Annotated in this window: 22 protein-coding genes, 1 tRNA gene and 2 pseudogenes; 9 read left to right on the forward strand and 16 right to left on the reverse strand. The window is 63.0% G+C overall.

Translation table 11 applies throughout. The annotated features are described in order from the left end of the window. Positions 1-47: 47 nt before the first annotated feature. On the reverse strand, positions 48-923 hold the full coding sequence (locus DEF76_RS07170; protein ID WP_114911747.1) for an intradiol ring-cleavage dioxygenase: 876 nt from the start codon (positions 921-923) through the stop codon (positions 48-50). Between the two features lie 262 nt (positions 924-1,185). Between DEF76_RS07170 and DEF76_RS07180 the strand changes: the two genes are divergently transcribed. Beyond that, positions 1,186-1,261, forward strand: a tRNA-Lys gene (locus DEF76_RS07180). Positions 1,262-1,605: 344 nt separating this feature from the next. Here DEF76_RS07180 and DEF76_RS07185 read toward each other — a convergent pair. The 9 genes from DEF76_RS07185 to DEF76_RS07225 form a co-directional block, all read right to left on the reverse strand. Beyond that, positions 1,606-2,049 (reverse strand): hypothetical protein, encoded by a 444-nt coding sequence (locus DEF76_RS07185; RefSeq protein ID WP_114911748.1) that lies wholly within the window; start codon positions 2,047-2,049, stop codon positions 1,606-1,608. Then, positions 2,046-2,300, reverse strand: a complete 255-nt coding sequence (locus DEF76_RS07190) for a hypothetical protein (RefSeq protein WP_114910678.1) — start codon at positions 2,298-2,300, stop codon at positions 2,046-2,048. The genes DEF76_RS07185 and DEF76_RS07190 overlap by 4 nt, the downstream gene beginning before the upstream one ends. 196 nt (positions 2,301-2,496) lie before the next feature. Then, a complete protein-coding gene (locus DEF76_RS07195) occupies positions 2,497-2,922 on the reverse strand; it encodes a hypothetical protein (protein WP_114911749.1) in 426 nt (141 codons plus the stop codon). After that, positions 2,919-4,865 carry a hypothetical protein gene (locus DEF76_RS07200; RefSeq protein ID WP_114911750.1) on the reverse strand — a complete coding sequence of 649 codons (1,947 nt, stop codon included), beginning with the start codon at positions 4,863-4,865 and terminating at the stop codon, positions 2,919-2,921. Before DEF76_RS07200 ends, DEF76_RS07195 begins: the two co-directional genes overlap by 4 nt. Further along, the gene (locus tag DEF76_RS07205) at positions 4,862-5,554 is read right to left on the reverse strand and encodes a DUF7146 domain-containing protein (RefSeq protein WP_162800527.1); all 693 of its coding nucleotides are present in this window, start codon (positions 5,552-5,554) and stop codon (positions 4,862-4,864) included. Before DEF76_RS07205 ends, DEF76_RS07200 begins: the two co-directional genes overlap by 4 nt. Positions 5,555-5,825: 271 nt before the next feature. Beyond that, entirely contained in the window at positions 5,826-6,062 is a 237-nt protein-coding gene (locus DEF76_RS07210) for a helix-turn-helix transcriptional regulator (RefSeq protein WP_114911752.1), read from the reverse strand. A 100-nt stretch (positions 6,063-6,162) separates the two neighbouring features. After that, positions 6,163-6,783 carry a hypothetical protein gene (locus tag DEF76_RS07215; RefSeq protein WP_162800528.1) on the reverse strand — a complete coding sequence of 207 codons (621 nt, stop codon included), beginning with the start codon at positions 6,781-6,783 and terminating at the stop codon, positions 6,163-6,165. After that, on the reverse strand, positions 6,780-7,985 hold the full coding sequence (locus tag DEF76_RS07220) for a tyrosine-type recombinase/integrase (RefSeq protein WP_114911754.1): 1,206 nt from the start codon (positions 7,983-7,985) through the stop codon (positions 6,780-6,782). Before DEF76_RS07220 ends, DEF76_RS07215 begins: the two co-directional genes overlap by 4 nt. 329 nt (positions 7,986-8,314) lie before the next feature. Then, the gene (locus tag DEF76_RS07225) at positions 8,315-9,538 is read right to left on the reverse strand and encodes an IS256 family transposase (protein WP_114911755.1); all 1,224 of its coding nucleotides are present in this window, start codon (positions 9,536-9,538) and stop codon (positions 8,315-8,317) included. A 140-nt stretch (positions 9,539-9,678) separates the two neighbouring features. Here DEF76_RS07225 and DEF76_RS07230 point away from each other — a divergent pair, with 140 nt between their 5' ends. From DEF76_RS07230 to DEF76_RS20145, 5 genes are all read left to right on the forward strand, one after another. Beyond that, complete coding sequence (locus DEF76_RS07230; protein ID WP_114910744.1) at positions 9,679-10,725, forward strand: IS110 family RNA-guided transposase; 1,047 nt, start codon at positions 9,679-9,681, stop codon at positions 10,723-10,725. Positions 10,726-11,257: 532 nt separating this feature from the next. Further along, the gene (locus DEF76_RS07235; protein ID WP_114911756.1) at positions 11,258-13,330 is read left to right on the forward strand and encodes a DEAD/DEAH box helicase; all 2,073 of its coding nucleotides are present in this window, start codon (positions 11,258-11,260) and stop codon (positions 13,328-13,330) included. 118 nt (positions 13,331-13,448) lie between these two features. Beyond that, a protein-coding gene (locus DEF76_RS07240) for an IS630 family transposase (protein ID WP_114911757.1) occupies positions 13,449-14,518 on the forward strand; the annotation gives its coding sequence in 2 pieces (ribosomal slippage) (positions 13,449-13,941 and positions 13,941-14,518; 1,071 coding nt in all). A gap of 96 nt (positions 14,519-14,614) precedes the next feature. Continuing rightward, the gene (locus tag DEF76_RS20140; protein ID WP_205216131.1) at positions 14,615-15,091 is read left to right on the forward strand and encodes a UvrD-helicase domain-containing protein; all 477 of its coding nucleotides are present in this window, start codon (positions 14,615-14,617) and stop codon (positions 15,089-15,091) included. After that, complete coding sequence (locus tag DEF76_RS20145; RefSeq protein ID WP_205216132.1) at positions 15,043-16,059, forward strand: UvrD-helicase domain-containing protein; 1,017 nt, start codon at positions 15,043-15,045, stop codon at positions 16,057-16,059. Before DEF76_RS20140 ends, DEF76_RS20145 begins: the two co-directional genes overlap by 49 nt. A 137-nt stretch (positions 16,060-16,196) precedes the next feature. On the opposite strand, the gene DEF76_RS07250 is transcribed toward DEF76_RS20145, so the two are convergent. Beyond that, positions 16,197-17,243, reverse strand: coding sequence for an IS110 family RNA-guided transposase (locus DEF76_RS07250; protein WP_114910744.1), 1,047 nt, complete (start codon positions 17,241-17,243; stop codon positions 16,197-16,199). Between the two features lie 140 nt (positions 17,244-17,383). Here DEF76_RS07250 and DEF76_RS07255 point away from each other — a divergent pair, with 140 nt between their 5' ends. Continuing rightward, entirely contained in the window at positions 17,384-18,607 is a 1,224-nt protein-coding gene (locus DEF76_RS07255) for an IS256 family transposase (protein ID WP_114911758.1), read from the forward strand. A 47-nt stretch (positions 18,608-18,654) separates the two neighbouring features. Here DEF76_RS07255 and DEF76_RS07260 read toward each other — a convergent pair. The 3 genes and pseudogenes from DEF76_RS07260 to DEF76_RS19250 all read right to left on the reverse strand — a co-directional run. Then, positions 18,655-19,455 (reverse strand): annotated as a pseudogene (locus tag DEF76_RS07260) (IS1380 family transposase); the annotation flags it as partial. A gap of 107 nt (positions 19,456-19,562) precedes the next feature. Then, a pseudogene (locus DEF76_RS07265) lies at positions 19,563-20,105 on the reverse strand (transposase); the annotation flags it as partial. Between the two features lie 347 nt (positions 20,106-20,452). Further along, the gene (locus DEF76_RS19250) at positions 20,453-20,710 is read right to left on the reverse strand and encodes a hypothetical protein (protein ID WP_162800529.1); all 258 of its coding nucleotides are present in this window, start codon (positions 20,708-20,710) and stop codon (positions 20,453-20,455) included. A gap of 130 nt (positions 20,711-20,840) precedes the next feature. Between DEF76_RS19250 and DEF76_RS20150 the strand changes: the two genes are divergently transcribed. Further along, positions 20,841-21,431 (forward strand): ISAs1 family transposase, encoded by a 591-nt coding sequence (locus tag DEF76_RS20150; RefSeq protein WP_162800530.1) that lies wholly within the window; start codon positions 20,841-20,843, stop codon positions 21,429-21,431. Between the two features lie 32 nt (positions 21,432-21,463). After that, positions 21,464-21,967, forward strand: a complete 504-nt coding sequence (locus DEF76_RS20155; protein ID WP_274966672.1) for an ISAs1 family transposase — start codon at positions 21,464-21,466, stop codon at positions 21,965-21,967. A gap of 378 nt (positions 21,968-22,345) precedes the next feature. Here the strand turns inward: DEF76_RS20155 and DEF76_RS07285 are convergent, their stop codons facing one another. Further along, positions 22,346-22,642: a BrnA antitoxin family protein gene (locus DEF76_RS07285; RefSeq protein ID WP_114911761.1), complete on the reverse strand. Its 297-nt coding sequence runs from the start codon at positions 22,640-22,642 to the stop codon at positions 22,346-22,348. Beyond that, positions 22,623-22,895, reverse strand: coding sequence for a BrnT family toxin (locus tag DEF76_RS07290; protein ID WP_114911762.1), 273 nt, complete (start codon positions 22,893-22,895; stop codon positions 22,623-22,625). Before DEF76_RS07290 ends, DEF76_RS07285 begins: the two co-directional genes overlap by 20 nt. Positions 22,896-23,018: the final 123 nt, after the last annotated feature.

Genomic DNA, 23,018 nt, shown 5'->3' on the forward strand with positions numbered 1-23,018 from the left:
GATCGTGCCTTATTGCGCCCGGCGCGGCAAGCCGGGCCGGCGATCCGTCATCGCCGATCGGGCGGATCGGCGGTGGGCGCATCGGCGTCCGCGACCAGGACGAAGTCGAAGGGCGAGCGCCAGCGTGTGCGCCCGTCTGTCGCTGGCTCGAACGGCGCGATCAGGGATGCCTTGACGCCGAACACGGCGTCCGTGGAGAGCCAGGGATCATCACCAACGAACGTGTGGGTGACCAGGCGCTGATAACCCGGTGCGGTGATCATGAAATGCATATGCGCCGGCCGCCTCGGATGGCGCCCGAGGGCAGTGAGCATTTTCCCAACCGGCCCATCATCGGGGATCGGGTAGCTCACCGGCTTGATACCGATGAATTCGTAATGCCCGTCCGGGCCGGTGATGAAAACCCCGCGATTATTCCATTTGTCCTGCAGGCCGGGCTGCTGGACGGAATAGAACCCCTCCGCGTTGTCCGACCACACGTCGATCCGCGCTCCCGCGATCGGCGCGCCGCCGAGGGTGAGGACGCGGCCGGTATAAAGACAGGTCTCCCCCTTGCCATCGAGCGAGATGGTGTCGCCCATCGCCCGCTCCGGCGCGCCGGCGACATGAAACGGGCCGAGGACGGTATTCTCGGTCGCTCCCGGCGGACGGCGGTGATTGATCGCATCGACCAGCATCGAGAGCCCGAGGACATCCGAGAGTAGGATGAATTCCTGCCGCTCGTCGCTGCACATCTGGCCGGCCTTGGTGAGGAAATCGATGCCGAACGCCCATTCCGCTTCGGTCAGCGCCACCTCCTTGGCGAAAGCGTGCAGATGGCGGACCAGCGCCGCCATGATCTGCCGCAGACGCGGATCGATCTCCGCGCCCATGCGGGCATTGACGGTCTCTTCTGAATTCGCCTCGGTGAAATAGCGGGGCATGGTTTCCTCCTGATGCCGGCTCTTTGTCTCATCCTGGCCCGACGCCGGTTGCCCTCACGTGCGAACGACAATCTTCAAATGGTTGCCAGCCGGGTCGAGCAACGCCTCGAAGCCCTTGGCGACGACGTCGGCGGCGTCGATCCGCGCGGTGATGACTTTTTCCACCGGGAAAGCGCCGGTGGCAATCAGGCGGGCGATAGGTCGCCAGACCTGTACCGGATCACTTCACAGCCTCGGACAAGGCTGCTAAGAGGCTCCCCAGGGGCGCATAGCTCAGTTGGTAGAGCAGCTGACTCTTAATCAGCGGGCCGTAGGTTCGAGTCCTACTGCGCCCACCAATGAAATCAATGGGTTAGAGCGCCAGATAGGGCCGGATTGATTACCGAAAAAAATTCGGGGCATCGCTGGGGCATCACAAACGGCCCGACAGGAACCGCGTATCGGCACGCATCTCGCGGCCATCTCGCCTCTATCTCGCGCCGGTGTGACGCCATATCCTCGCCGCCGGCAGCGGTCCGCCGCTATCGAGCGCGGCTTGCAGCGGATCAGGCCAGCATCCGCGATGGAAGCATTGCCGGGACCAGCCGCGCACGTCTCATGACACGGGATCACCCGTCGATCACCACCACGCCGATCCTGGCCGATCGCTCAAGAGCCTCAAGCCGGCGCATAAGCGATCCGTTCACGTGCCTTCCGACCGCGCTTCTAGCGCACGGATGCGGGCGTCGAGATCAAGACTTTCGATCGTGCGGCGAGATGTCTCGATCAGCGCGAGCAGCGGTGCGGCATCACCCGGCGCGAGATCGCCGCACCCGACCGCATCCGCGACCCTTTGGATCGCCGCTTGGCAATCCGCCAGCGTGCCGAGCGAGCCGAGGTCCATCGTCGTCGTGCCGCCGCGCGGGACGGGCGCGCCACGATCGAGGATAAGCTTTCGATCGGCGGTGCTATCGTTCATCGCCGCCTGGTAGCAACGCTCAAGAACGGCCGGCGTCATATAGTCAAGCATCTCGCCGATGACACGCTCGCGCCTCGGCCGGCCGCCGGGGTTGCCGGAATGACCAGGCTTGAAGCGACCAGCAACGTCGCGAGCGCCTGTTCTTTCCTTGTTTTCAGGATGGTTCATGTCGCTTTTGTCCTTCTCGCTCTGCGGCCGCGCCGCATTTTCTCGTCGAGATCGTAAAGAATGAACAGCGCAACAGCGGCATCTCGATCCCCGGCCTTCATCAACTCGCCAAGCCGCGTGATGGCGGCAACGGGATCGCTACCGGGTTCGCCATCTTCGAAGATCGCCGCGCGCACGACGGAATAGCAGGCTCGCGCCTCGCCATCGGCCGCCAGCCAGGCATCGTCGTCATCATCATCGGATGAGGTCATGGTGATTCCCTTTCCAAAGTCCGCACCAGCCGGCGGCAGGCCGCGATCAACTCGCTCTTGCTCTCATGCCATCGCTCCGGCTGTTGCCAATCTGGTCGCAACCGTTCGGCCATCTCTGCTAGGCGGCGAGCGCTCTCAGCCGGGGTCTCATCGCGGCGATCGCCACCAGTGCCGCGCCAGGCGGTCGAGCGCGGGATCATTGCGCCGCCTCTGCTTCGGCATCCGTCCACCCATCTTCAAGCGCGAGCCGCGCGGCCATTCCGATCGTCGCGATCGGCACGCAAGGCAGCAGCGTGCTGGCGATCTCGGATCGAGCATGACCGGCACGGCGCATCACCGCGGCAGCCTCGCGCACCCGATCCGGCGCGGCGAGCGGATCAGCGCCGGCGATCGCTGCCACCAGACTGGTGATCTCGCTCATCGAGAGCAGCGCCGGGTCGTTCTCGTTCGCCGCATCGGATCGCAAGAGCGTGAGCAGTTCCGGCTTGAGGCGCCGTGCTTCGGCGAGCAACGCGGCCGGGGGTTCGGCCGCTGCCTGCCACTCTAGGTTGCCGTCACCATCGAGCGCGAGCACAACGCCGGCTTCGGCAAGCCGCTCGCGAAGGCGTGAGGCGGCGCTCATAGCAGCCCCCGCCGCATATGCTTGCTTTCCCGATCCCCAAAGGAAGGGGAATTTGCGTCATTTGCGTCATTTGCGTCATGGGGAAGCGTTTTCAATGGTTTAGGCATGACGCAAACTGAATCAGGCGCCGCGTTTGCGTCATGGTTTGCGTCATGGCCGAGGCCGTTTGCGTCATAGGCCGCGTTTGCGTCATGGTTTGCGTCATGGCCTCGATGCTCTGAAACCAGCGGAAATCCGCCGTTTTTTCGTTTCGATGACGCTAATGACGCAAATGACGCAAAATCCCCTACTGAAGGGGATCGGCGAAGGCATATATACCGGCCGCGCATGTCGCGGGTGAACGTGAGTGCGATGCCAACGCTCGGCGAGCGCAGGAATGGCGCGATGCGCCGCAACTTTCCCGCGAGTGCGCGATCGTTCACCGGCCAGGTTCGAGCCTTCATCGCAGCCTCGCCGGCGATCTCGGCGAGACGCTGGCGCAGCGTGGCGGCGGTTCCGGTCCATTCGGCGGCCTCGGTCATCAGCCTCACCACGGCCGAGGCAACGGCATCCCCTTCGATCACGTCGCCAATCGCCTGCGCTCGATTCTCGGCGAACGCCGCCATAAACGCGCCTTCCGGCCATAGCAGGCCGTCACCGCACGCCACCGACCAAACGGCGAAATCAGCCATGCGCGGCAGTCGTTCGAGCCTGATTTCCGGCAACCGCCGCAGGCCGTTCGCAACCGCATCGAGCGCCGCGCCAAGGATCGAAGGCCGCGCCGCCTCGATCGCCGCGCGCATTTCCTTGTCGGTTTTCCGATCTGTTTCGGCGATTGCCGCCAGCGCCGCGAAAAGTCCGCGATCGGCGAGATCAGGCCGGCTCACGATATCCTCGATGCCGTTGACCGCGATCGGCCGCATCGCATCGAATAGAATTTCATCTGAGTCACTATATAGCTGCCGCGTGCTGAAACCGCCGCCGGTCGCCAGTCGGCATAGCGCATCGGAAAGCCAGCCAGGCAGTCCGCTCAGATTATCGAAAGCCAAGACGTGAGCGTTGCTTGCCGAAATGAATAGATCGCGATCATCGCGCGGCGTCGATCGCATCGGCGTGCTGTTCGGATCGACCATCGCGCGCAAGGCGGTCACGAACGACGTTTTTGCGGAACCATGCTCACCGGAAACGATCAGAACGGGATACGGCCCGGAAGGCCGGAACGTCGCCAACAGCCACGCCACGGCAAGGACGAATTGTTGCTCAGTGCTGATATTCAGCAATCCTCGCAAGGCTTCGAGCGATCCGCCGCGCGTCGGTTCCGGCAACGGAAGCATCCCGGCGGCGCGCCGAAACCGGCATGGCGGCTCGGCAACGATGCGCCATCCATCAGCGTCGATTTCCACCGCGCGCCAGCTCTCATCGCCGAGATCAAGGAACAGCTTGCCGTCATGCTCGCCGATACGCAGGAAGATCGGCCGCTCTGGCGCGTCGTAGTGCGCCTTCGCCTCGATCACCGCGATCGCCGATGACATCGCATCCGCGTTCGGTGCGCCGTTGTGCCTTTGATAAAAGGCGCGTCCAAGCCAGCGGCGGAATCCTGCCGATTTCACCGGCCATGTTTCGCGCACGGCGCCAACGCGGATATCGGCAAAGGCACGCTTGTCGCGGTCATGGAAAAGCTCAGCCTCGGCCGCGATTCCAATGAGCAGGTCCGCATGAGACGGCCGGCCGCCTTCGTCACCCGCCGCCGCGCAGATTATCGGATCGAGCGCGCCAACGCGCACGCCGGCACGCTTTAAGGCCGATCGGACGGCCTCAAATCGGCCGCGATCCTCGGCGCGCAGTCCCGCGAGCGCCTCGATCACGTCCGGCGCGAACGCTGCGGCGGGATCAGCCGCCGCGCGCTCGGCGAGGTTTTCGAGAGGGTCCGCCGGCGGGACGTGCTCGGAAAAGTCGCCACTCATCGCTCGATCCTCCCCGCGGCATCGCGCTGTAGGTCGTTAAAATCGCCATCCTTTTGATTTGGCTTGACGATTCGCACGCTTCGGCCTTCCGCGCGCCAGCGTCGCCATGCCGTTTCGGCAGCGCGCAGGCCGGCCGGGTCGTTATCGGCGGCGATGACGATGGTGCGGATTCCCGGCGGCAAAACCAACGATTTTGCCATATTGCCGCACGATATCGCCGACCACGACGGCACGCCAAGGATCACGCCAGCGGCGGCCGCGGACTCGATGCCTTCGCCAACCACCACTTCACAGCTTGCGGGTTGCAAACGCACCGCGCCGCCGGCGACGACGCCGAGCGAGGCTTTGACCGGCTCGCAGTCGGCTTTCGTGCCGTCCGGTTTCAAGAAAATGCGCTGTATCGCAGCAAACGCGCCATCCGGCGCGGTGACTGCGGCGAGCAGCGCGATGCGTCGGCCGCCGCTCGGATGCGGTGTATCCGCACGCCAGCGCAAGGCCGGCGAGTTCGCGACGTGCGAGATATGGCGGCGTGTCAGGTATAGGCCGGCCGGCGTGTCCTGCTCGATCCGCTCGCCGCCATCCCAGATGGCTTTCGCGCGCTCGATCCGTGCGGCGCGGTCGGCGCGGTTAATACGAGGCAGGCGCTCGGCTCGAGGCGCTGGCAGCGTGCCGCCGGCGGCCGAGCGCAAGGCGGCGGCGAGGCTGGCCTTGTCCTGGCAACTCGCGCACCACAAAAGCGGCAGGCCAGCGCGCTCAGAGAGCACGGCGGCACCGGCATAGTGGCATGAAGGACATTGGCCGCGCCATTCGCCAGGCCGCGAGCGGCGCAAGCCGAGCCGTTGCGCGATTTCACTTGCCGCTAAAGCGCCGGGGGGGTATTGGTGATTGTGCATCACAAGGATTCCTTCAGGCCGCCGACGGTGACACGTCGAGCGGCCTTTTCTCTTGAGTTTCAGGGGGTTAGGCGGCATCGGCCGGCGCGGCGTCGCTATGCGCCCCGGACGGCGCGCGCAGATTAATTTCTGGCGCATTGGTCAGCAGGGCTTCGATGTCGGCGGCCCGGACGCGGGTTGATCGCGCGCCGATGCGAAAGAGGCGAAGCTTGCCCGCCCAGGCGAGCCTGTAAACCGTCGTTCGGCAAACCGCGAGCTGGCGCGCAGCCTCTTTCAAAGTGACGAGTTCGGTTCGGTTGTTCATTTGCGGCACCTTCGATGCGAAATGGCGCCGCTCATTTATCGCCGTCGTTCCTGCGTCGGAATAGTGGGGAACGGGAAAGCGCTTTCCCCACCTGACATAATCAGCCGCCGGGATCGTTCTCTTTTCTGATCGCGCGCAACATCTCGCCGGCCGTCGCGGCGGCAATCGTCTCGCCGGTGATATGGGTCACGATCGCCGCCAACAGCCGCGCGGCCGCGCCGGTATCGTGAAGCGCGAGGCGGCAGCCGAACGCTTGTTCGAGATCGAGCAGCAGCGCCGCCATGAAGTGCCGCCACGTTGGCATATCGTGATCACGCGCGCCCGCCTTGCGCCATATCGGCGGCGCCGGCAGTGAGAAATGTCGCAACGCACCAGCCACAGCCTGCACGCGGTCCAGATTGGTGGCGTCAAAGGTCGTGCCGGGCGGCGCGGCCCGCGCCTCGGCCATCAGGCGATCCAGAATGGTCGGCAGCACGCCACGCAGTGTGGCAGAGGCGGCGTTCGCCTGCCGCCAGGCGTCATTCCAAGCAGCCTCGGCCCGCGCCTCGCGAACCCTCGCAGCCCAGAAATTGACGGTCGCGGCGAGTGCCGCCAACGCCTCATCGCTCGGCATCCGCAAGCGGGTAGGGCGGCCCTTCGGCCCGGTGAGGGCATGGGTGCGGATCAGCGCGCGCAGCCCGTCCACAGTCAGGGGCGGCGGTTCTCGGGGGGGGTCGTTCAAGCGCGCAGCGCCACGATTTCCGCGCCGCCGGCGGTGATGCCATCGAGGATATCGGCGAGCCGTTGCAGCGCGTCGGCAACCTCTGGCTGGTAGCGCGCGCGGTTGTAAGTCGCGGCAAGCTGCGAGTGCACGGCCGCATGGCCCAATGCCGCCTCGATGACGTGCGGCGAGGTTCCGATCTCGCCCATCAGGGTGGCGGCGGTGCGGCGAAGATCGTGCCGCGTCCACCCGCTGGTGCCGGTCGAGCGCATGATGCCCTTGGTCGCCTTGTCCCACCCATCGAGGCGATTGCCGCCGCGCGTGGCGAAGATCAGCGCCTCGGGGGGCGCATCCTCGGGGCGTATAGATGCCAGCAGGGCGCGCGCCTGGCGGGATAGGGGCACAGTGTGCGGGCGGCCGCTCTTGGTCGTTGGAAGCCGCCATACGCCCGCGCTCAGGTCGACATCTGCCCAGCGCGCTGCGCCAGCTTCCTCGCGCCTGGCGGCGGTCAGCAGCAGGAACAGCATCGCCCCGTGATAGGGCGTCGCGAGCGTTCGCAGGCAGGGCAGCAGGGCGCGCAGTTCGTCGCGGGATAGCACGCGGTCGCGGCGGGTGACGGTCGCGGGCGGCGTGAGATCGACAAGCTCGCGCGGGACATAACGCCGGCCCGGCGCCGATGCCCATTTCAGCACGGGGCGCAGATAGCGCACGGCGGCAGCAGCGGATTGCGCGGAAGCCCAGTTATCCGCCGCCATTTGCAAGGCGCCGATGGTCAGGCTCGCGGCAGGCTTGCCGAGGAACGGGCCAAACACGGACCGGATGCGGCGCCGGCAGTCCGGCCATGACCGTCGCACGGCCCCTACCTTGGCGCCGTAGGTCTCAACCAGCGCGCCCAAGGTCCCGACACCCTCTTTCGCGTCACGGGCTTCCTGGCGGCGCTGGCGGCGCTCGGCGATGGGATCGACACCCTCTCTAACCTTGGCGCGCAAGGAAAGAGCCGCGATTCTTGCGGCACTTAGACCAATATGCGGATATTCCCCTATGGGGTATCGGCGAGGCTTTCCGTCAGCATCTCTGACGCCCAAGAGCCAGATACGCGATTTGCCGCTGATTCGCAGCCGCAGGCCAGGAAAGGCAGCGTCAGAGAGTTCGACACGTTGCCCGGATTCACTGGCAGTTTTGATAGCGGCGGCGATGGCGGTCTCGGTCAGAGATTTTTTCATTGCTCACCCGGCACTAACTCTTGGGGCATCACTGGGGCATCACAGTCGCCCGGACAGGGGGGTATTTTCTGAAACAACCCGCAACAAGAGTTAGTGGGTGTTTGCCGCTTAGTCAATGGAAATTACGGGATTTTTGCTACGGCTTGCAGCAGGCGGAAACGGGTTGAAACATCACCGCCTGATAACTCTTAATCAGCGGGCCGTAGGTTCGAGTCCTACTGCGCCCACCATTCTTTTCAATAGGTTATGGTGAGGCTTTCCAGGGTGGCGTCGCGGTTTGTGTGGAAATTGCCTTTGGCGGCGTCTCCGGTTTGGGGAGCATGACGAGGTCAGGCGACGAGATCAAGAGGCATTGAGGCGGGTGGCTCTCCGAGGCTCTGCCACCCGTCGACTTTGCGCATGGTGACCTGCCCGGATGCGAGCAATGACCAGAACAGCATCGCCGCGGTCTCTGCCGAAGGCAGGACGGTCTGGGTTTTGATCCGGCGCTTGAACTCCTCGTGCAGGCGTTCGATCGCATTCGTCGTTCTTGCCGATTTCCACTGGCTTTTGGGCAATCGGGTGAAGGTGAACAGCCGATCGCCGGCTTCCTCAAGGCTGTCGGCGACACCGCGGCATTTCAGGCGCCATTTGGCCAGGAACAGCCGGCGCCGGCGCATCACCTCGGCGCTGGTATCGGCGTAGATCATGTCGTTGTAGTCGGCCGTGATCTCCTCGTGCAGCGCCTCGGGAGCGTGCGCGAGCAGATTTCGATGCTTGTGGACTGTGCAGCGCTGGGTCGGCACCTCGGGCCAAAGGCTGGCCAGGGCGCGTTCGAGGCCGGCACCGCCATCGATCAGCAACAGGTCCGGCGTCCGCAGACCCCGCGCGATCAGGTCATCGAGCACCGCCCGCCAGGCGGCCTCGCTCTCGCCACCCATGTTCTTCACCGCCAGCAAAACCTTCTGCCCGTCGCGGCGGACGCCGAGAACGACCAGCAGCGAGATGTTGGTCGCTTTCCGGTCGAGCCGGACCTTCACCACCGTGCCGTCGAGGATCAGCCTGACGGTATCCTCGTCGGCCAGGCTCCGCCGGTTCCAGCCGTCCCAGTCCGCCTTGACCTTTCTCCACGTGCGGCTGACCACGTCCTTGCCCACTGCCCCCTTGAACAACGCCCCCAATGCCCGCCTTACCCGCCGCGTGTTCGTGCCGGCGAGATAGGTCGCCGCAATCAACGCCTCCACCTGCTTCGTCATCCGGGCATAACGAGGCAGCGTGGCACTTTGCCATTCCGCCGTTCCACCCCCGGGCTTCGGCATCCGCCCCCGCGGCACCGTAATCTCGAGCGGGCCGAACGAGCCGAGGATTTGCCGATGACGGACACCATGGCGATATCCTGTTGCCTCGCCACCACGGCGATATCGCTCCCGCCCCAGCGCCGTCGTCAGCTCCTCCTCCAGCATGTTCTCGATGAACCCGCGGATCCGATCCCGCACCCCCGCCTCAATCGCGTCGAACCAGCCCTCTCCATCAAAAAGGCTGGCTTCCGGCGTTCCCGTGCTATTCTTCTCCATGGCGTGATCTCCATCGGCGCGACAACGCCGAGTCTGGTGGTTGAACTCACCCGGAGATTACGCCACCCAGAATTATGGGATGGCCCGCTCCTTTCCCCCGGCGGTGTATAGTCTGCTGGGGCCAGCGAAAGGAAAGTGCCATGACGAAAGAGATCGCGGTATTGGGGATCGATCTGGGCAAGAACAGTTGCAGTCTCGCGGGGTTGGATGCGAGCGGCGCGGTGGTGAAACGGCGCCGGATGCGGCCGGACAGCGTGACGGCCTTTACGGCGAAGATCCCGGCGTGTGTGATCGCCATGGAGGCATGCTGTGGCGCCCATTATCTCGGGCGGCTGTTGGCGGCTCAGGGTCACACGGTCCGGCTGATGTCGCCGGAATATGTGCGCCCGTATGTGAAAGCGCAGAAGAACGATGATCGGGACGCCGAGGCGATCGCTGAAGCAGCGACCCGGCCGACGATGCGCTTTGTAGATCTCAAAAGCGAGGAACAGCTTGACGTGCAGACGTTGCATCGGGCGCGGGATCGCCTGGTGGTGGAACGTACGGCGCTGATCAATCAGCTACGCGCTATCCTTCTTGAACGGGGGATTACCGTGCCAAAGGGGCGGAGCAAGCTCGCGCAATATCTGGTGGGGCGGTTCGATCAGAACGACGGAGGTAGCATCGCGTTGTCTCCACGAACGCAAGCGCTCATTGCCGACATGCGGAAGGAATGGCGCGAACTGGATCACCGGATCGAGGCTTTCGACGACGAATTTGTTGCTCGTGCCCGCGCCGATGAGGCGGCCCGCAGGCTGCTTTCGATCCCTGGTATCGGCCCGGTCAACGCCACCGCGCTGATCGCCGCGATCGGCAAGGGTGAGAGTTTCGGTCATGGCCGCGATCTTGCCGCCTGGCTGGGTTTGGTGCCGCGTCAGATCACGACAGGCGGACGACCCCGGCTTGTCGGGATCAGCAAGCGCGGCAACAAATATCTGCGCAAGCAGTTGATCCATGGTGCACGCTCCGCCCTGCCAGGTCTGCTGACCAGCGCCACGCCACTCGGCGGATGGCTGCGGGGGCTGATCACCAGGGTGCATAAGAACGCCGTAGTCGTCGCATTGGCCAATAAGCTGGCACGGATTGCGTGGGCCGTCTTACGTCACGGCGACAAATTTGACGCCAAAGCCGTTGGTGTGACGGTGTGACCGAAATCGACCGGTGCTGATATGATGATCGGCTACCGGTCCATGATGTTTGCGGGTGGTGGAAGAAAGATGGCCTGACAGTCGATCGGTGTTCTGGAAATCTGATGTGTGGAATGGCGGACTTGTCGCCGACAGAATTATGAGAACCAGAGCGCGCGGATCTCCATCTTGGTCGAGAGCTTGCTCTGAGGCCGGATACGTTGACGCAGACTGACCAGTCCATCGGAAAAATCACTTGCAGGCGGGGCGGGCCATACGTTCCACACACTTCACGACGCCACCTAGGTGCAAAGGTTGCCATACTCTCCAACACAGAACTACGAGGACGAGTCGCCGCCGTTCTGCGCGAGCGCTTCGAGGAAACTCCCGTTTCGGAACGGATCTTGCGTAACTGGACCAAACTTGCAGGCTTCCCGCTCGCGATATTGATGGCCCAGTCCAGGCCGCTCGGTACCGAGGAAATCGTGGTTCTTGTCGAAGACGCCGCGCGTCAAGTCGCCGGCGGGCTTCTCCCTTGGGAAGAAGCCCTGGCATGACCAAGGATCGTGCCGATCTCGGTCGAATGATGCCTGACGCCTTCCCTGTATTTTTTAGCGGGAGGCAACCTTGGCCCGGGCAGGCGATGGTAATGCCCGAAGTGGTGAAGGGAGCGGATGTCCTGTTCGCCGCCCCGACGGCCTCGGGCAAGACCGAGGCCGCCGTCGCGCCGCTCTATCAACGCCATAGTTCGTTCAAGCGGGGCAGGCTCTCGACGGTGTATGTCGCCCCCACCAAGGCCCTGGTGAACGACCTCCATGAGCGCTTGATCGGGTACCTCGGAACCCGCCAGTCGGATGCCATCGCGCGCTATACCGGCGATCGGCATGAGCTGCACTCCGCGGACGGGGTGTTCTGCTTGTTGACGACGCCGGAAGCGCTCGACTCACTGCAACTACGTCGTCCGCAGGCGCTGACCGGGGTGCGGGCAGTCGTCGTGGACGAGATCCATCTTTTGCACGGCCAGCCGCGCGGTCAGCAGCTACGCCACGTTATCGCCCGCCTCCGCCAAGCGTCTGCACCGCCACTGGTGCCGCGCGATCACTTTCAGGTGGTGGGCATGACGGCAACCCTCGACGACATGCAAGGCGTAGCCAGAACCTGGTTAGGAGACGGCGCAAAGGTGCTTTCCCACGGCGACCCGCGTGAAATCGACCTGGAACTGATCCAGGACGACGAAGGCAAAGATGATAGCCGTGCCAAAGCACGCGCACTGGCTCGTTGGCTCGAAAAGTCGGGCGCGCAGAAGGTGCTAGTGTTCGAGAACTCCCGAAACGGTGCGCATGCACTGGCAGCTTGCCTACATCGGGAACTCGAGGACGCGCGCTGGCCCGTACACTTGCATTTCGGCGCCCTGGCAGCCGCCGAACGAGAGCGCGTTGAAGAGGCGATGCGCGTCGAGCGCTATGGCGTCTGCGTTGCAACAACGACTCTGGAGATCGGCATTGACATCGGCGATGTCGATGCCGTTGTTCTCAGCGAACCTCCATGTAGCGTGAGCGGCTTTCTGCAAAGGATCGGCCGTGGCAATCGCCGTAGCGGCATCTGTCGGGTGATCGCCTTTCGCGGCTCCGACGACGACGAACGCCTGATTCGCGCGCTGCTCGATTGCGCCAAGCGCAGCGAACTCGATGACGTCCACGACTATGACCGCCCATCCGTGCGCCTGCAGCAGGTGCTTAGCCTGTCTTGGAGGGCAACGCGACAAGATCGTCCGCTCTCCGCCGCAGCACTTTGCGCCGAGGCCGGAGACGCGATGCATGCTCCCGTCATCGCCGACATGATCGACACCGGCTGCCTGACTAACATCCGCGGGGCACTTGTTCCCTGTGACCGGCTGACCGACGCTGCGGATGCAGGCAAAATTCACAGTGTGATCACCGGCCGCGTCGGCGCCGCGGCGGTCGACCTACGGACGGGTAAGCCGGCGCTTTGGGATGTCGACGAAGCTACGGCCGGCGGCGCTGTCTTTCTTAGCGGTTCAATGCGCCGGTTAGCGACGGCAGCGGAGGGCGGCGTCTACCTGCGCGAACGGACAGACCGCGGTCATACCTTGGCTCGCATCAAGGGTACAGGACCCGCAGCGCCGATGAGCCGAAGCGTCCTTTGGGGACTGGCCCGGCAAGCTGGGCTCGACCCAACCCGTTGGCGGCTGACCGGAGCGGAATTGCAAACATTCGGTGGGGCAACCTTTAACGCACTCCTGGCCGCCTTGTTCACGCGCTTGGCGCCCAAGCTTCGATTCGCACCCAGGCCAGAACGCATCGTCGGCCCAGTCCTCGCCCTGGACCTTTCGCTGAACGACATCCGCGACTTGACGAACGCGACGGAGACAGCCGGCGACCTACCGCTAAGCGTCGCTAGCAAGTTTACCAACCCGAGCCTTTTCGCGAGCGAATTGTCGGCGGCGATGGTCGCTCAGGAGAAACGTGCCTCCATACCGTGGGCCTCGTTCCGTCGCTGGCTGGAGAAGGTAGAGGCGATCGACTTGGACGGTGCGACGCCGGTCCGACCCGACTCACCGATAGGGCTTCCGCCGGCAGAACTCAAATCGGCTGGTGGAAAATGACGGATCATTCCTCAGAGAGAAACGCCTTAATACCAACCTGAGGTTTCGTTGACTCGAATGTGAGTTGGCTCGGCTCGGGCGGGTATGATTCGCTGAGCTTCCCCGGAGGAGGCTTGCGATGACGGTAGCGATAACGCGTTTGGACTTGTCGGCTATGGCGCTGCGCGAGCGGGCGGCTCGTGCGACGGATGCGAAAGTTTCGAGGCGGCTGCTGGCGATTGCTCTTGTTCTCGAAGGCTGGTCTCGGCGCGATGCGGCCGAGGCTTGTGCCATGGACCGCCAGACGCTGCGCGACTGGGTGCACCGTTACAATGGATTGGGACCTGACGGACTGGGCGATGCGCCGCGCCGCAACGGACCGCCACCCCGATTGTCGGCTTCGCAGCAGGCGCAGATCGCGGCATGGGTCAGGCAGGGCCCGGACCTGGAGCGTGACGGCGTGGTGCGGTGGCGCTGTGTCGACCTGCAGCGACGGATCGAGACCGAGTTTGCGGTTACCCTGCACGAGACGTCGATCAGCCGACTGTTGCGGCGGCTCAAGTTCACGCGGGTCCAGCCGCGTCCGTATCATCCGAAGAAGGACGCTGCGGCACAGGACATTTTTAAAAAGACTTCGCTGGCCTGGTAGCGGCGGCAATCCCGGCCATGGCGGCCCGTAAGCCGATCGAGGTGTGGTTCGCCGATGAAGCCCGTGTCGGTCAGAAGGGAACCCTGAGCTATGTCTGGGCAGAGCGGGGTTCCCGACCACTGGCGGTGCGCGACAATCGCCATGACTCCGCCTATCTGTTTGGTGCCGTCTGCCCAGCACGCTGTCTTGGTGCCGCCATCATCATGCCGGCGGTCAACAGCGAGGCGATGGCCGAGCATCTTCGCGAAATCAGCACGCAGGTCGCGCCCGGTGCGCACGCCGTGCTGGTGCTCGATGGCGCCGGCTGGCATCAAGCCGGCGAACGTTTGCCGGTGCCCGACAACATCAGCCTGCTATCGCTGCCGCCCTATTCGCCAGAGCTCAACCCAGTCGAAAACATCTGGCAATTTCTGCGCAGCAACTTCCTAAACCATCAGGTCTGGAACAGCTACGACGAAATCCTTGCCGCCTGCCGAAACGCCTGGAACAAGTTCATGCAAATGCCAGAACAAATCGCTTCGATCACCCAACAAGACTGGATCAAAGCGGTCATTAGATAGGCAGGTTGGTATAACTCCGGAACACTCGGATTCCCAGATCGCCGGCACGATCAGGGGGTTCCTTCGCGCTTGTCATGCTGGCGAGGAGTTAGACTGATGGCCTCGTCGTTCCGCACCAAGGCCAATCCGCAACAACTTGCGGCAATCCGGACCACCAAGAGGCCGGTGTTGATCATCGCCGGCCCGGGATCTGGTAAAACTTTCACTTTGGTCGAGCGCATTGTCTACTTGATTAAGGAAGAAGGAGTACCTCCCGAATCATTATTCGCCGTCACGTTCACCGAAAAGGCAGCCAGGGAACTTACGACCCGGGTTTCAAGCCGCCTGTCGGAATTGAACATCAAGTTTAATCTGAATGAAATGCTTCTTGGCACTTTTCATTCTGTCTGCTTACGGCTTCTAGAAGATTATCGGGAATATACGCGCCTAAAGCGCAGCTACACACTGTTTGATCAATTTGACCAGCAATATTTCTTTATCAAAAGATCAGCGAGTTCCGCTCCCTGGCGGAAGCGCAACTGGTCATGGGTGATGACCAGAAAGGCCGCTGGGCTCAATCCGATGAGCTGCTGAAGTGGCTCAATAAGGTCCGCGAAGAGGCACTGGACGTTGTCGCCTTAGCAAAGGCCAAGGAGCCGGAGGTCGGCGCCTTGGCCGCATGCTACCGACGTTATCAGGAACTGCTCGACGAAACCAACAGCCTAGATTTTTCAGGTATCCAGCTCGAAGCCCTGCGTCTTCTGGAGCGGCATCCAGAGGTTCTGGAGGAACTGCATCAGAAGCTTACGCACTTGATGGTTGATGAATATCAGGACACGAACACCATCCAAGAGCGTATCCTCCTTCTTCTCGCCGGCAAGCAGAAAAACCTTTGCGTCGTTGGGGACGACGATCAGGGCCTCTACCGCTTTCGTGGCGCTACGATCCGGAATATCCTGGAGTTTCCGAGCCTATTCAAGGGAACCACCTGCAAGCGCGTGACACTTGCAACCAACTACCGTTCCCATCCGGACATCATACGGTTCTATAACGAGTGGATGGGCGCCCAGGATTGGACTGACGGCGGCAAATCCTTCCGGTTCCAAAAAGGCATCGTGCCGCGCAAGGCAGCGTTTCCCCAAACGCCCACAGTGTTGCGGCTTTCTGCGGCTGACGAGCCCGATGAAAATGCCAAGTGGCACGCTGAGGTCCTTCGCTTCCTGAATACGCTCCGAAAAAGCGGGAAGTTGGAGGACTGGAACCAAGTGGCCTTCCTGTTCCGCTCGGTCAGGAACGAGCGCGTTGTCGATCTTGCCCGTTTTCTTGAGAACAAGGGCGTCCCGGTGTACTCGCCGCGCTCCAATATGTTCTTCGAGCGGGAAGAGGTGCGCCTGATGATTGGTGCGCTGATCTTTCTCGGTGGCGTCGTGAAGTGTGTGGACGTATGGCCCGCCCCGCCTGCAAGTGATTTTTCCGATGGACTGGTCAGTCTGCGTCAACGTATCCGGCCTCAGAGCAAGCTCTCGACCAAGATGGAGATCCGCGCGCTCTGGTTCTCATAATTCTGTCGGCGACAAGTCCGCCATTCCACACATCAGATTTCCAGAACACCGATCGACTGTCAGGCCATCTTTCTTCCACCACCCGCAAACATCATGGACCGGTAGCCGATCATCATATCAGCACCGGTCGATTTCGGTCACACCGTCACACCAACGGCTTTGGCGTCAAATTTGTCGCCGTGACGTAAGACGGCCCACGCAATCCGTGCCAGCTTATTGGCCAATGCGACGACTACGGCGTTCTTATGCACCCTGGTGATCAGCCCCCGCAGCCATCCGCCGAGTGGCGTGGCGCTGGTCAGCAGACCTGGCAGGGCGGAGCGTGCACCATGGATCAACTGCTTGCGCAGATATTTGTTGCCGCGCTTGCTGATCCCGACAAGCCGGGGTCGTCCGCCTGTCGTGATCTGACGCGGCACCAAACCCAGCCAGGCGGCAAGATCGCGGCCATGACCGAAACTCTCACCCTTGCCGATCGCGGCGATCAGCGCGGTGGCGTTGACCGGGCCGATACCAGGGATCGAAAGCAGCCTGCGGGCCGCCTCATCGGCGCGGGCACGAGCAACAAATTCGTCGTCGAAAGCCTCGATCCGGTGATCCAGTTCGCGCCATTCCTTCCGCATGTCGGCAATGAGCGCTTGCGTTCGTGGAGACAACGCGATGCTACCTCCGTCGTTCTGATCGAACCGCCCCACCAGATATTGCGCGAGCTTGCTCCGCCCCTTTGGCACGGTAATCCCCCGTTCAAGAAGGATAGCGCGTAGCTGATTGATCAGCGCCGTACGTTCCACCACCAGGCGATCCCGCGCCCGATGCAACGTCTGCACGTCAAGCTGTTCCTCGCTTTTGAGATCTACAAAGCGCATCGTCGGCCGGGTCGCTGCTTCAGCGATCGCCTCGGCGTCCCGATCATCGTTCTTCTGCGCTTTCACATACGGGCGCACATATTCCGGCGACATCAGCCGGACCGTGTGACCCTGAGCCGCCAACAGCCGCCCGAGATAATGGGCGCCACAGCATGCCTCCATGGCGATCACACACGCCGGGATCTTCGCCGTAAAGGCCGTCACGCTGTCCGGCCGCATCCGGCGCCGTTTCACCACCGCGCCGCTCGCATCCAACCCCGCGAGACTGCAACTGTTCTTGCCCAGATCGATCCCCAATACCGCGATCTCTTTCGTCATGGCACTTTCCTTTCGCTGGCCCCAGCAGACTATACACCGCCGGGGGAAAGGAGCGGGCCATCCCATAATTCTGGGTGGCGTAATCTCCGGGTGAGTTCAACCACCAGACTCGGCGTTGTCGCGCCGATGGAGATCACGCCATGGAGAAGAATAGCACGGGAACGCCGGAAGCCAGCCTTTTTGATGGAGAGGGCTGGTTCGACGCGATTGAGGCGGGGGTGCGGGATCGGATCCGCGGGTTCATCGAGAACATGCTGGAGGAGGAGCTGACGACGGCGCTGGGGCGGGAGCGATATCGCCGTGGTGGCGAGGCAACAGGATATCGCCATGGTGTCCGTCATCGGCAAATCCTCGGCTCGTTCGGCCCGCTCGAGATTACGGTGCCGCGGGGGCGGATGCCGAAGCCCGGGGGTGGAACGGCGGAATGGCAAAGTGCCACGCTGCCTCGTTATGCCCGGATGACGAAGCAGGTGGAGGCGTTGATTGCGGCGACCTATCTCGCCGGCACGAACACGCGGCGGGTAAGGCGGGCATTGGGGGCGTTGTTCAAGGGGGCAGTGGGCAAGGACGTGGTCAGCCGCACGTGGAGAAAGGTCAAGGCGGACTGGGACGGCTGGAACCGGCGGAGCCTGGCCGACGAGGATACCGTCAGGCTGATCCTCGACGGCACGGTGGTGAAGGTCCGGCTCGACCGGAAAGCGACCAACATCTCGCTGCTGGTCGTTCTCGGCGTCCGCCGCGACGGGCAGAAGGTTTTGCTGGCGGTGAAGAACATGGGTGGCGAGAGCGAGGCCGCCTGGCGGGCGGTGCTCGATGACCTGATCGCGCGGGGTCTGCGGACGTCGGACCTGTTGCTGATCGATGGCGGTGCCGGCCTCGAACGCGCCCTCGCCAGCCTTTGGCCCGAGGTGCCGACCCAGCGCTGCACAGTCCACAAGCATCGAAATCTGCTCGCGCACGCTCCCGAGGCGCTGCACGAGGAGATCACGGCCGACTACAACGACATGATCTACGCCGATACCAGCGCCGAGGTGATGCGCCGGCGCCGGCTGTTCCTGGCCAAATGGCGCCTGAAATGCCGCGGTGTCGCCGACAGCCTTGAGGAAGCCGGCGATCGGCTGTTCACCTTCACCCGATTGCCCAAAAGCCAGTGGAAATCGGCAAGAACGACGAATGCGATCGAACGCCTGCACGAGGAGTTCAAGCGCCGGATCAAAACCCAGACCGTCCTGCCTTCGGCAGAGACCGCGGCGATGCTGTTCTGGTCATTGCTCGCATCCGGGCAGGTCACCATGCGCAAAGTCGACGGGTGGCAGAGCCTCGGAGAGCCACCCGCCTCAATGCCTCTTGATCTCGTCGCCTGACCTCGTCATGCTCCCCAAACCGGAGACGCCGCCAAAGGCAATTTCCACACAAACCGCGACGCCACCTCGTTGCCGCCAAGACCGAAGACGTAGTCGACACCGTTGGCTTCGCACCAGCTCATCGCCTCGTGGCGGCCATAATGACCGTCACCGCGAATGGTGATGTTCGTCGTGGGCCAGTGCGTGCGGATGCGGCGCACCAGGCGTCTGAGTTGGCCTCGCACCTCACGGCCCGAGGGCGTTTTGCCCGACCGCAACAACACCGCCACCGGCCGCGCGGTCGCCGTCTCGTAGACATGCATCGGCAGGAAGCAGCGTTCGCCGTAATGCGAGTTGAACAACGAGAGTTGCTGCGCGCCATGCACGACGTCGACGGTGTCATCGATATCCAGCGTCACCTCACGCGGCGGGCGCGCATAGCTGGCGCAATAGATATCAATCAGGGCGTAGCTCATCGCCGCCACCTCGCGGCGGGTGGGCGCGTTCTCCAGCCGCGACACGGTCGGCTGGGAACATAGATCGATGCCGCTGTCGGGCAGGCGTCCGCAGGCCAGCTTGAAGCCGGGATCGCTGCGCAGATGGTCGAGATCGTTGCCGTCCTCATAGCCGCAGGCGATGGCGAGCATGCGGACGCGCAGAATGTCGGCGACGCTATGCGTCAACAGGTTCGGATCACGCGCATCGGCGATCAGCGCCGCCAGCTTGTCGGCGAGGCCGAGGCGCCGTTCGGCCGCGGCCAGCAGCAGCACGCCACCGTCGGATGTCAGGCGCCCGCCATCGAATGCGGCGACGACTTTCTTGCGCGCCACGGCTGGGAAATGGAACGCGACGAGGGTATCTTCGGACATGGCGGGTGTGGCTTCCGTGGTCACGTGGACCGGATGGCTTCGACACCCAATTCCGTAAACCTGATCAACGCTTTACGCGACACCCGCCAGCGAATCCCGGCCATGCTGTGAATAAGGCGGGTTAGCTGGATGGTTTGACGTTTGATTTGTTGCCGCTGACGCAGGATGTCCTGGGCCCTGCCATGATAGGCATCGGCTGGTGTTACGTTGCCGAGGCTCTCATGGTAACGGCGGTGATTGTAATGCTCGATGAAGGCGGCGATCTGACGTTCAAGATCACCCGGCAGGTAATAGTTATCGAGCAATATGCGGTTTTTCAACGTCTGGTGCCAGCGTTCGATCTTGCCTTGGGTTTGCGGATGACAAGGCGCGCCACGGATGTGTTCGATATTTCGCCGCTCCAGCCATTTGGCCAGATCGGCCGCGATGTAACACGGCCCGTTATCGGATAGCAGGCGTGGCTTATGCGCGACTGTAGCTGAGGCGCAGCCTGAAGCGTCGAGAGCGAGGTTCAGCGTGTCGGTAACATCCTCGGCCTGCATGGTAGTGCACAGCTTCCAGGCGATGACGTAACGGGAATAATCATCGAGGATGGTAGAGAGATACATCCACCCCCAGCCAATCACTTTCAAATACGTGAAGTCTGTCTGTTGATTTGCGCTGAGATCTGACCCGGGAGAGGCGGAAATTTTCATTGACGGCATCCATTGCTCTCCATCTTTCGACTGGTCATAAAAACTGGTCGAAACGGCGGCACGCATACGCGAGGTTCAAGCTTCGGAGGCCAAAGCTCATCTGCTGCAACTGCTTGATGACGTCGAGCGCGGCGAGGTCATCGTCATCACGCGCCATGGCCGGGCGATTGCCCGCCTGATACCGGAAATGGATCGCAGGCGGGAAGAGATTGACCAAGCCATCGCCGGCATCAAGGCGCTCCGCAGGCGCACCGGCAAGGTCACCGTCGAGCAATTGCTCTCCGCCCGGCATGAGGGTACCGCTACTGATGCCGTTTGTTCTCGACGCCTCGATTGCGGCGTGCTGGGCTTTCGCGGACGAGGACCACCCGGTGGCGGCTCTGGCGCTCGAGCGGATGCGGACGGATGCGGCGCTGCTTCCGAGCCTTTGGTGGTTCGAACTCCGCGACACCCTCATCGTCAGCGAGCGGCGAGGCCGCCTGACGGAAACCGACACCGCGCTTTTTTCTGCGCGAAATCGCCCGCCTGCCGATAACGGTCGACCGTTCAAGGCTGTTCAACGCTCTCTCGTTGGCTGGACTGAGCCCGATTTGTAACATCTGATGGGTGAAATGCATTCATGGAGACGAAGGGGATTCCCCAATCGGGAAATGTCTGACTCATAGGGCGGCAACCGAAGTGGAGGTTGCCGTGGCTATATTCTCACCGTTGCTGGACGTGCTGGCGGAGATTCCTGATCCGCGCCGGGCGGAAGGAAAGCTCTACCAACTGCCTTACGTGCTGCTGTTCGCCATCCTGGCCATCGTCAGCGGCTGCAATTCGTATCGCGGCATCATCACCTTCATCGACGTCCATCGTCACCGGCTGAACGCCATCTTTGCGCTGAAATGGCGTCGCGCGCCGGCGCACACGGCCATCCGCTACATCCTCCAGGGGCTTGATCCGGCTGCGGTGGAGGCGGTCTTCCGCCGCCATGCCGCCTTGCTGCAGGCCGCGCGCGCGACGCCCGGACAGGGCAGCATCGCGCTGGATGGCAAGACGCTCCGCGGCAGTTTCGACAACTTTCACGACCGCGCCGCCGCCCAGGTGCTGAGCGCGTTCGCCACCGACACCGCCCTCGTGCTCGCCCATGTTGAGATCGCCGAGAAATCCAACGAAATCCCGGCAGCGCAGGCGCTGCTTGCCGAACTCGGCGTCCCGGCCGGCGCCGTCGTCACCCTCGATGCGCTGCACTGCCAAAAAAAACCTTCGAGGCCGCTGCGCAGGCCAACCTCGCCCTGATCGTCCAGGTCAAGGACAACCAGCCCACCCTGCTGCGCCAGATCACCGAATTCTCCACCACCACGCCACCGCTCGGATCCGCCCACAGCCACGATATCGGGCGCAATCGCGACGAGCGCCGCACCGTCACCGTCCTTGATCCCGCCAACATACTCGCCAACACCGACTGGCATCCACACGTCGCCGCCATCATCCGCGTCGAGCGCGAGGTGTTCACCCGCAGCAGCAAGACCGGGCTGCTGCGCCACTCCGCCGAGACCGCCTTCTATGTCTCCAACACGCCGATCTCCGCACGCCGCGCCGCCGATGCCATCCGCGCACACTGGCGGATCGAAACCACCTCCCACTACAGCCGCGACGTCACCTTCGGCGAAGACCGCTCGCGCATCCGCACCAACCCCGGCGTGTTCGCACGCTTGCGCAGTTTCGGTTTCAACATCCTTACCGCACATCGTACCAACACACTCGCCCAGGACCGCTACCGAGCCGCCCTCGCCGGTATCGATAATATGCTCGCGCTGCTCGCTATCTCATAGCATTGAACAGCCTTGGTCGACCGTTCTCCCGGCGAGGCGGAGGTGCTCATGCTCGCTCGCCGGCATCGGCTCACGGTCTATCATGCGAGCCATCTCGCATTGGCACAGCGCGAAAGCGTGCCACTTGCGACGCTCGATGGCGCTTTTAGGGGAGCTGCGAGGACGGCAAGGATATCCCTGCTTGAAGAGCGCTCATCGGCATGAGCCGCGATGGTGTGATGCGACGCGGGTTACCGTCGTCGTTCGACCGGTGGCTCATCGGCCAGGTCGCCGAGGGACATGTCTGGGCGCTTTGCCGGGCTGGTCCTGAGCCTCGCTGAGGCCGCCGCCGAGATGCGAGCGGCTGAAGCGTGAGCCAGGCGCTCTTTCGTTACCGCATCATTTCCCGTGCCGAGGCATGTGCTGGCGCAGAACCTCGTTCATGTGCACCTGCCATCCCGGGCCTTCCTGCTTGTATGCATCCAGCACGTCCGGGTCCAAACGCAATGTCTGGTTGACCTTGCGGTCAGCTTTCGCCGGGCGCCCGCGACGGCGCCGGATAGCCTCCGCCGCTTGCGTGCCGAAAATCTCCGCAATGGCATCGAGCGCGGGTCGGGCGGTGCGGATTTCCTCACGCGTCCATTCCGGGTTGTCTTCATCCGGGCGGGAAGCCGCCTCATCCTTTTTCCTGTTCATACCACTCCACCTCTTTGCGGTTAGCCTTGCGAAAGCTGATGACGTGCATCGCCTCGCCTCGCATCGTGATGACCGCCACATGCAGTCGCCGACCGAGCCGCGCCAGCACCCGAACGCGGGTCTCGCCGTAGTCTTTCCGCCGGTCTTCCTGTAAAATGGCGGTTTCCCAAGCGAGGTCAGCCACCCGCTCGAACGGTAAGTCGCGCTCCGCGATGTTTCTGGCATTTTTGGCGGGGTCGAACGTCACGCGCATATTGTTTTTTGCTACAGCAAAAATTGGTAAGGGTCAAGGAAATTCATTGTAACGAAAACCGCTATCAGCCACTTACCACAGCACTGCGGCTCGCCGCGGCGGCCGCCGAGATATGGGCGGCTG

This window comes from Acidibrevibacterium fodinaquatile (assembly GCF_003352165.1).
GTDB lineage: Bacteria > Pseudomonadota > Alphaproteobacteria > Acetobacterales > Acetobacteraceae > Acidibrevibacterium > Acidibrevibacterium fodinaquatile.

Excerpts from the sequence above, each read along its gene's own strand:
- DEF76_RS07200 (WP_114911750.1), bottom strand. The coding sequence starts at position 4,865 with ATGAGTGGCGACTTTTCCGAGCACGTCCCGCCGGCGGACCCTCTCGAA.
- DEF76_RS07210 (WP_114911752.1), bottom strand. The coding sequence starts at position 6,062 with ATGAACAACCGAACCGAACTCGTCACTTTGAAAGAGGCTGCGCGCCAG.
- DEF76_RS07290 (WP_114911762.1), bottom strand. The coding sequence starts at position 22,895 with ATGCGCGTGACGTTCGACCCCGCCAAAAATGCCAGAAACATCGCGGAG.
- DEF76_RS07225 (WP_114911755.1), bottom strand. The coding sequence starts at position 9,538 with ATGGAGAAGAATAGCACGGGAACGCCGGAAGCCAGCCTTTTTGATGGA.
- DEF76_RS07195 (WP_114911749.1), bottom strand. The coding sequence starts at position 2,922 with ATGAGCGCCGCCTCACGCCTTCGCGAGCGGCTTGCCGAAGCCGGCGTT.
- DEF76_RS07170 (WP_114911747.1), bottom strand. The coding sequence starts at position 923 with ATGCCCCGCTATTTCACCGAGGCGAATTCAGAAGAGACCGTCAATGCC.
- DEF76_RS20145 (WP_205216132.1), top strand. The coding sequence starts at position 15,043 with ATGGGTGATGACCAGAAAGGCCGCTGGGCTCAATCCGATGAGCTGCTG.
- DEF76_RS20140 (WP_205216131.1), top strand. The coding sequence starts at position 14,615 with ATGGCCTCGTCGTTCCGCACCAAGGCCAATCCGCAACAACTTGCGGCA.
- DEF76_RS07230 (WP_114910744.1), top strand. The coding sequence starts at position 9,679 with ATGACGAAAGAGATCGCGGTATTGGGGATCGATCTGGGCAAGAACAGT.
- DEF76_RS07185 (WP_114911748.1), bottom strand. The coding sequence starts at position 2,049 with ATGAACCATCCTGAAAACAAGGAAAGAACAGGCGCTCGCGACGTTGCT.
- DEF76_RS07235 (WP_114911756.1), top strand. The coding sequence starts at position 11,258 with ATGACCAAGGATCGTGCCGATCTCGGTCGAATGATGCCTGACGCCTTC.
- DEF76_RS07220 (WP_114911754.1), bottom strand. The coding sequence starts at position 7,985 with ATGAAAAAATCTCTGACCGAGACCGCCATCGCCGCCGCTATCAAAACT.
- DEF76_RS07255 (WP_114911758.1), top strand. The coding sequence starts at position 17,384 with ATGGAGAAGAATAGCACGGGAACGCCGGAAGCCAGCCTTTTTGATGGA.
- DEF76_RS07190 (WP_114910678.1), bottom strand. The coding sequence starts at position 2,300 with ATGACCTCATCCGATGATGATGACGACGATGCCTGGCTGGCGGCCGAT.
- DEF76_RS07285 (WP_114911761.1), bottom strand. The coding sequence starts at position 22,642 with ATGAACAGGAAAAAGGATGAGGCGGCTTCCCGCCCGGATGAAGACAAC.
- DEF76_RS07250 (WP_114910744.1), bottom strand. The coding sequence starts at position 17,243 with ATGACGAAAGAGATCGCGGTATTGGGGATCGATCTGGGCAAGAACAGT.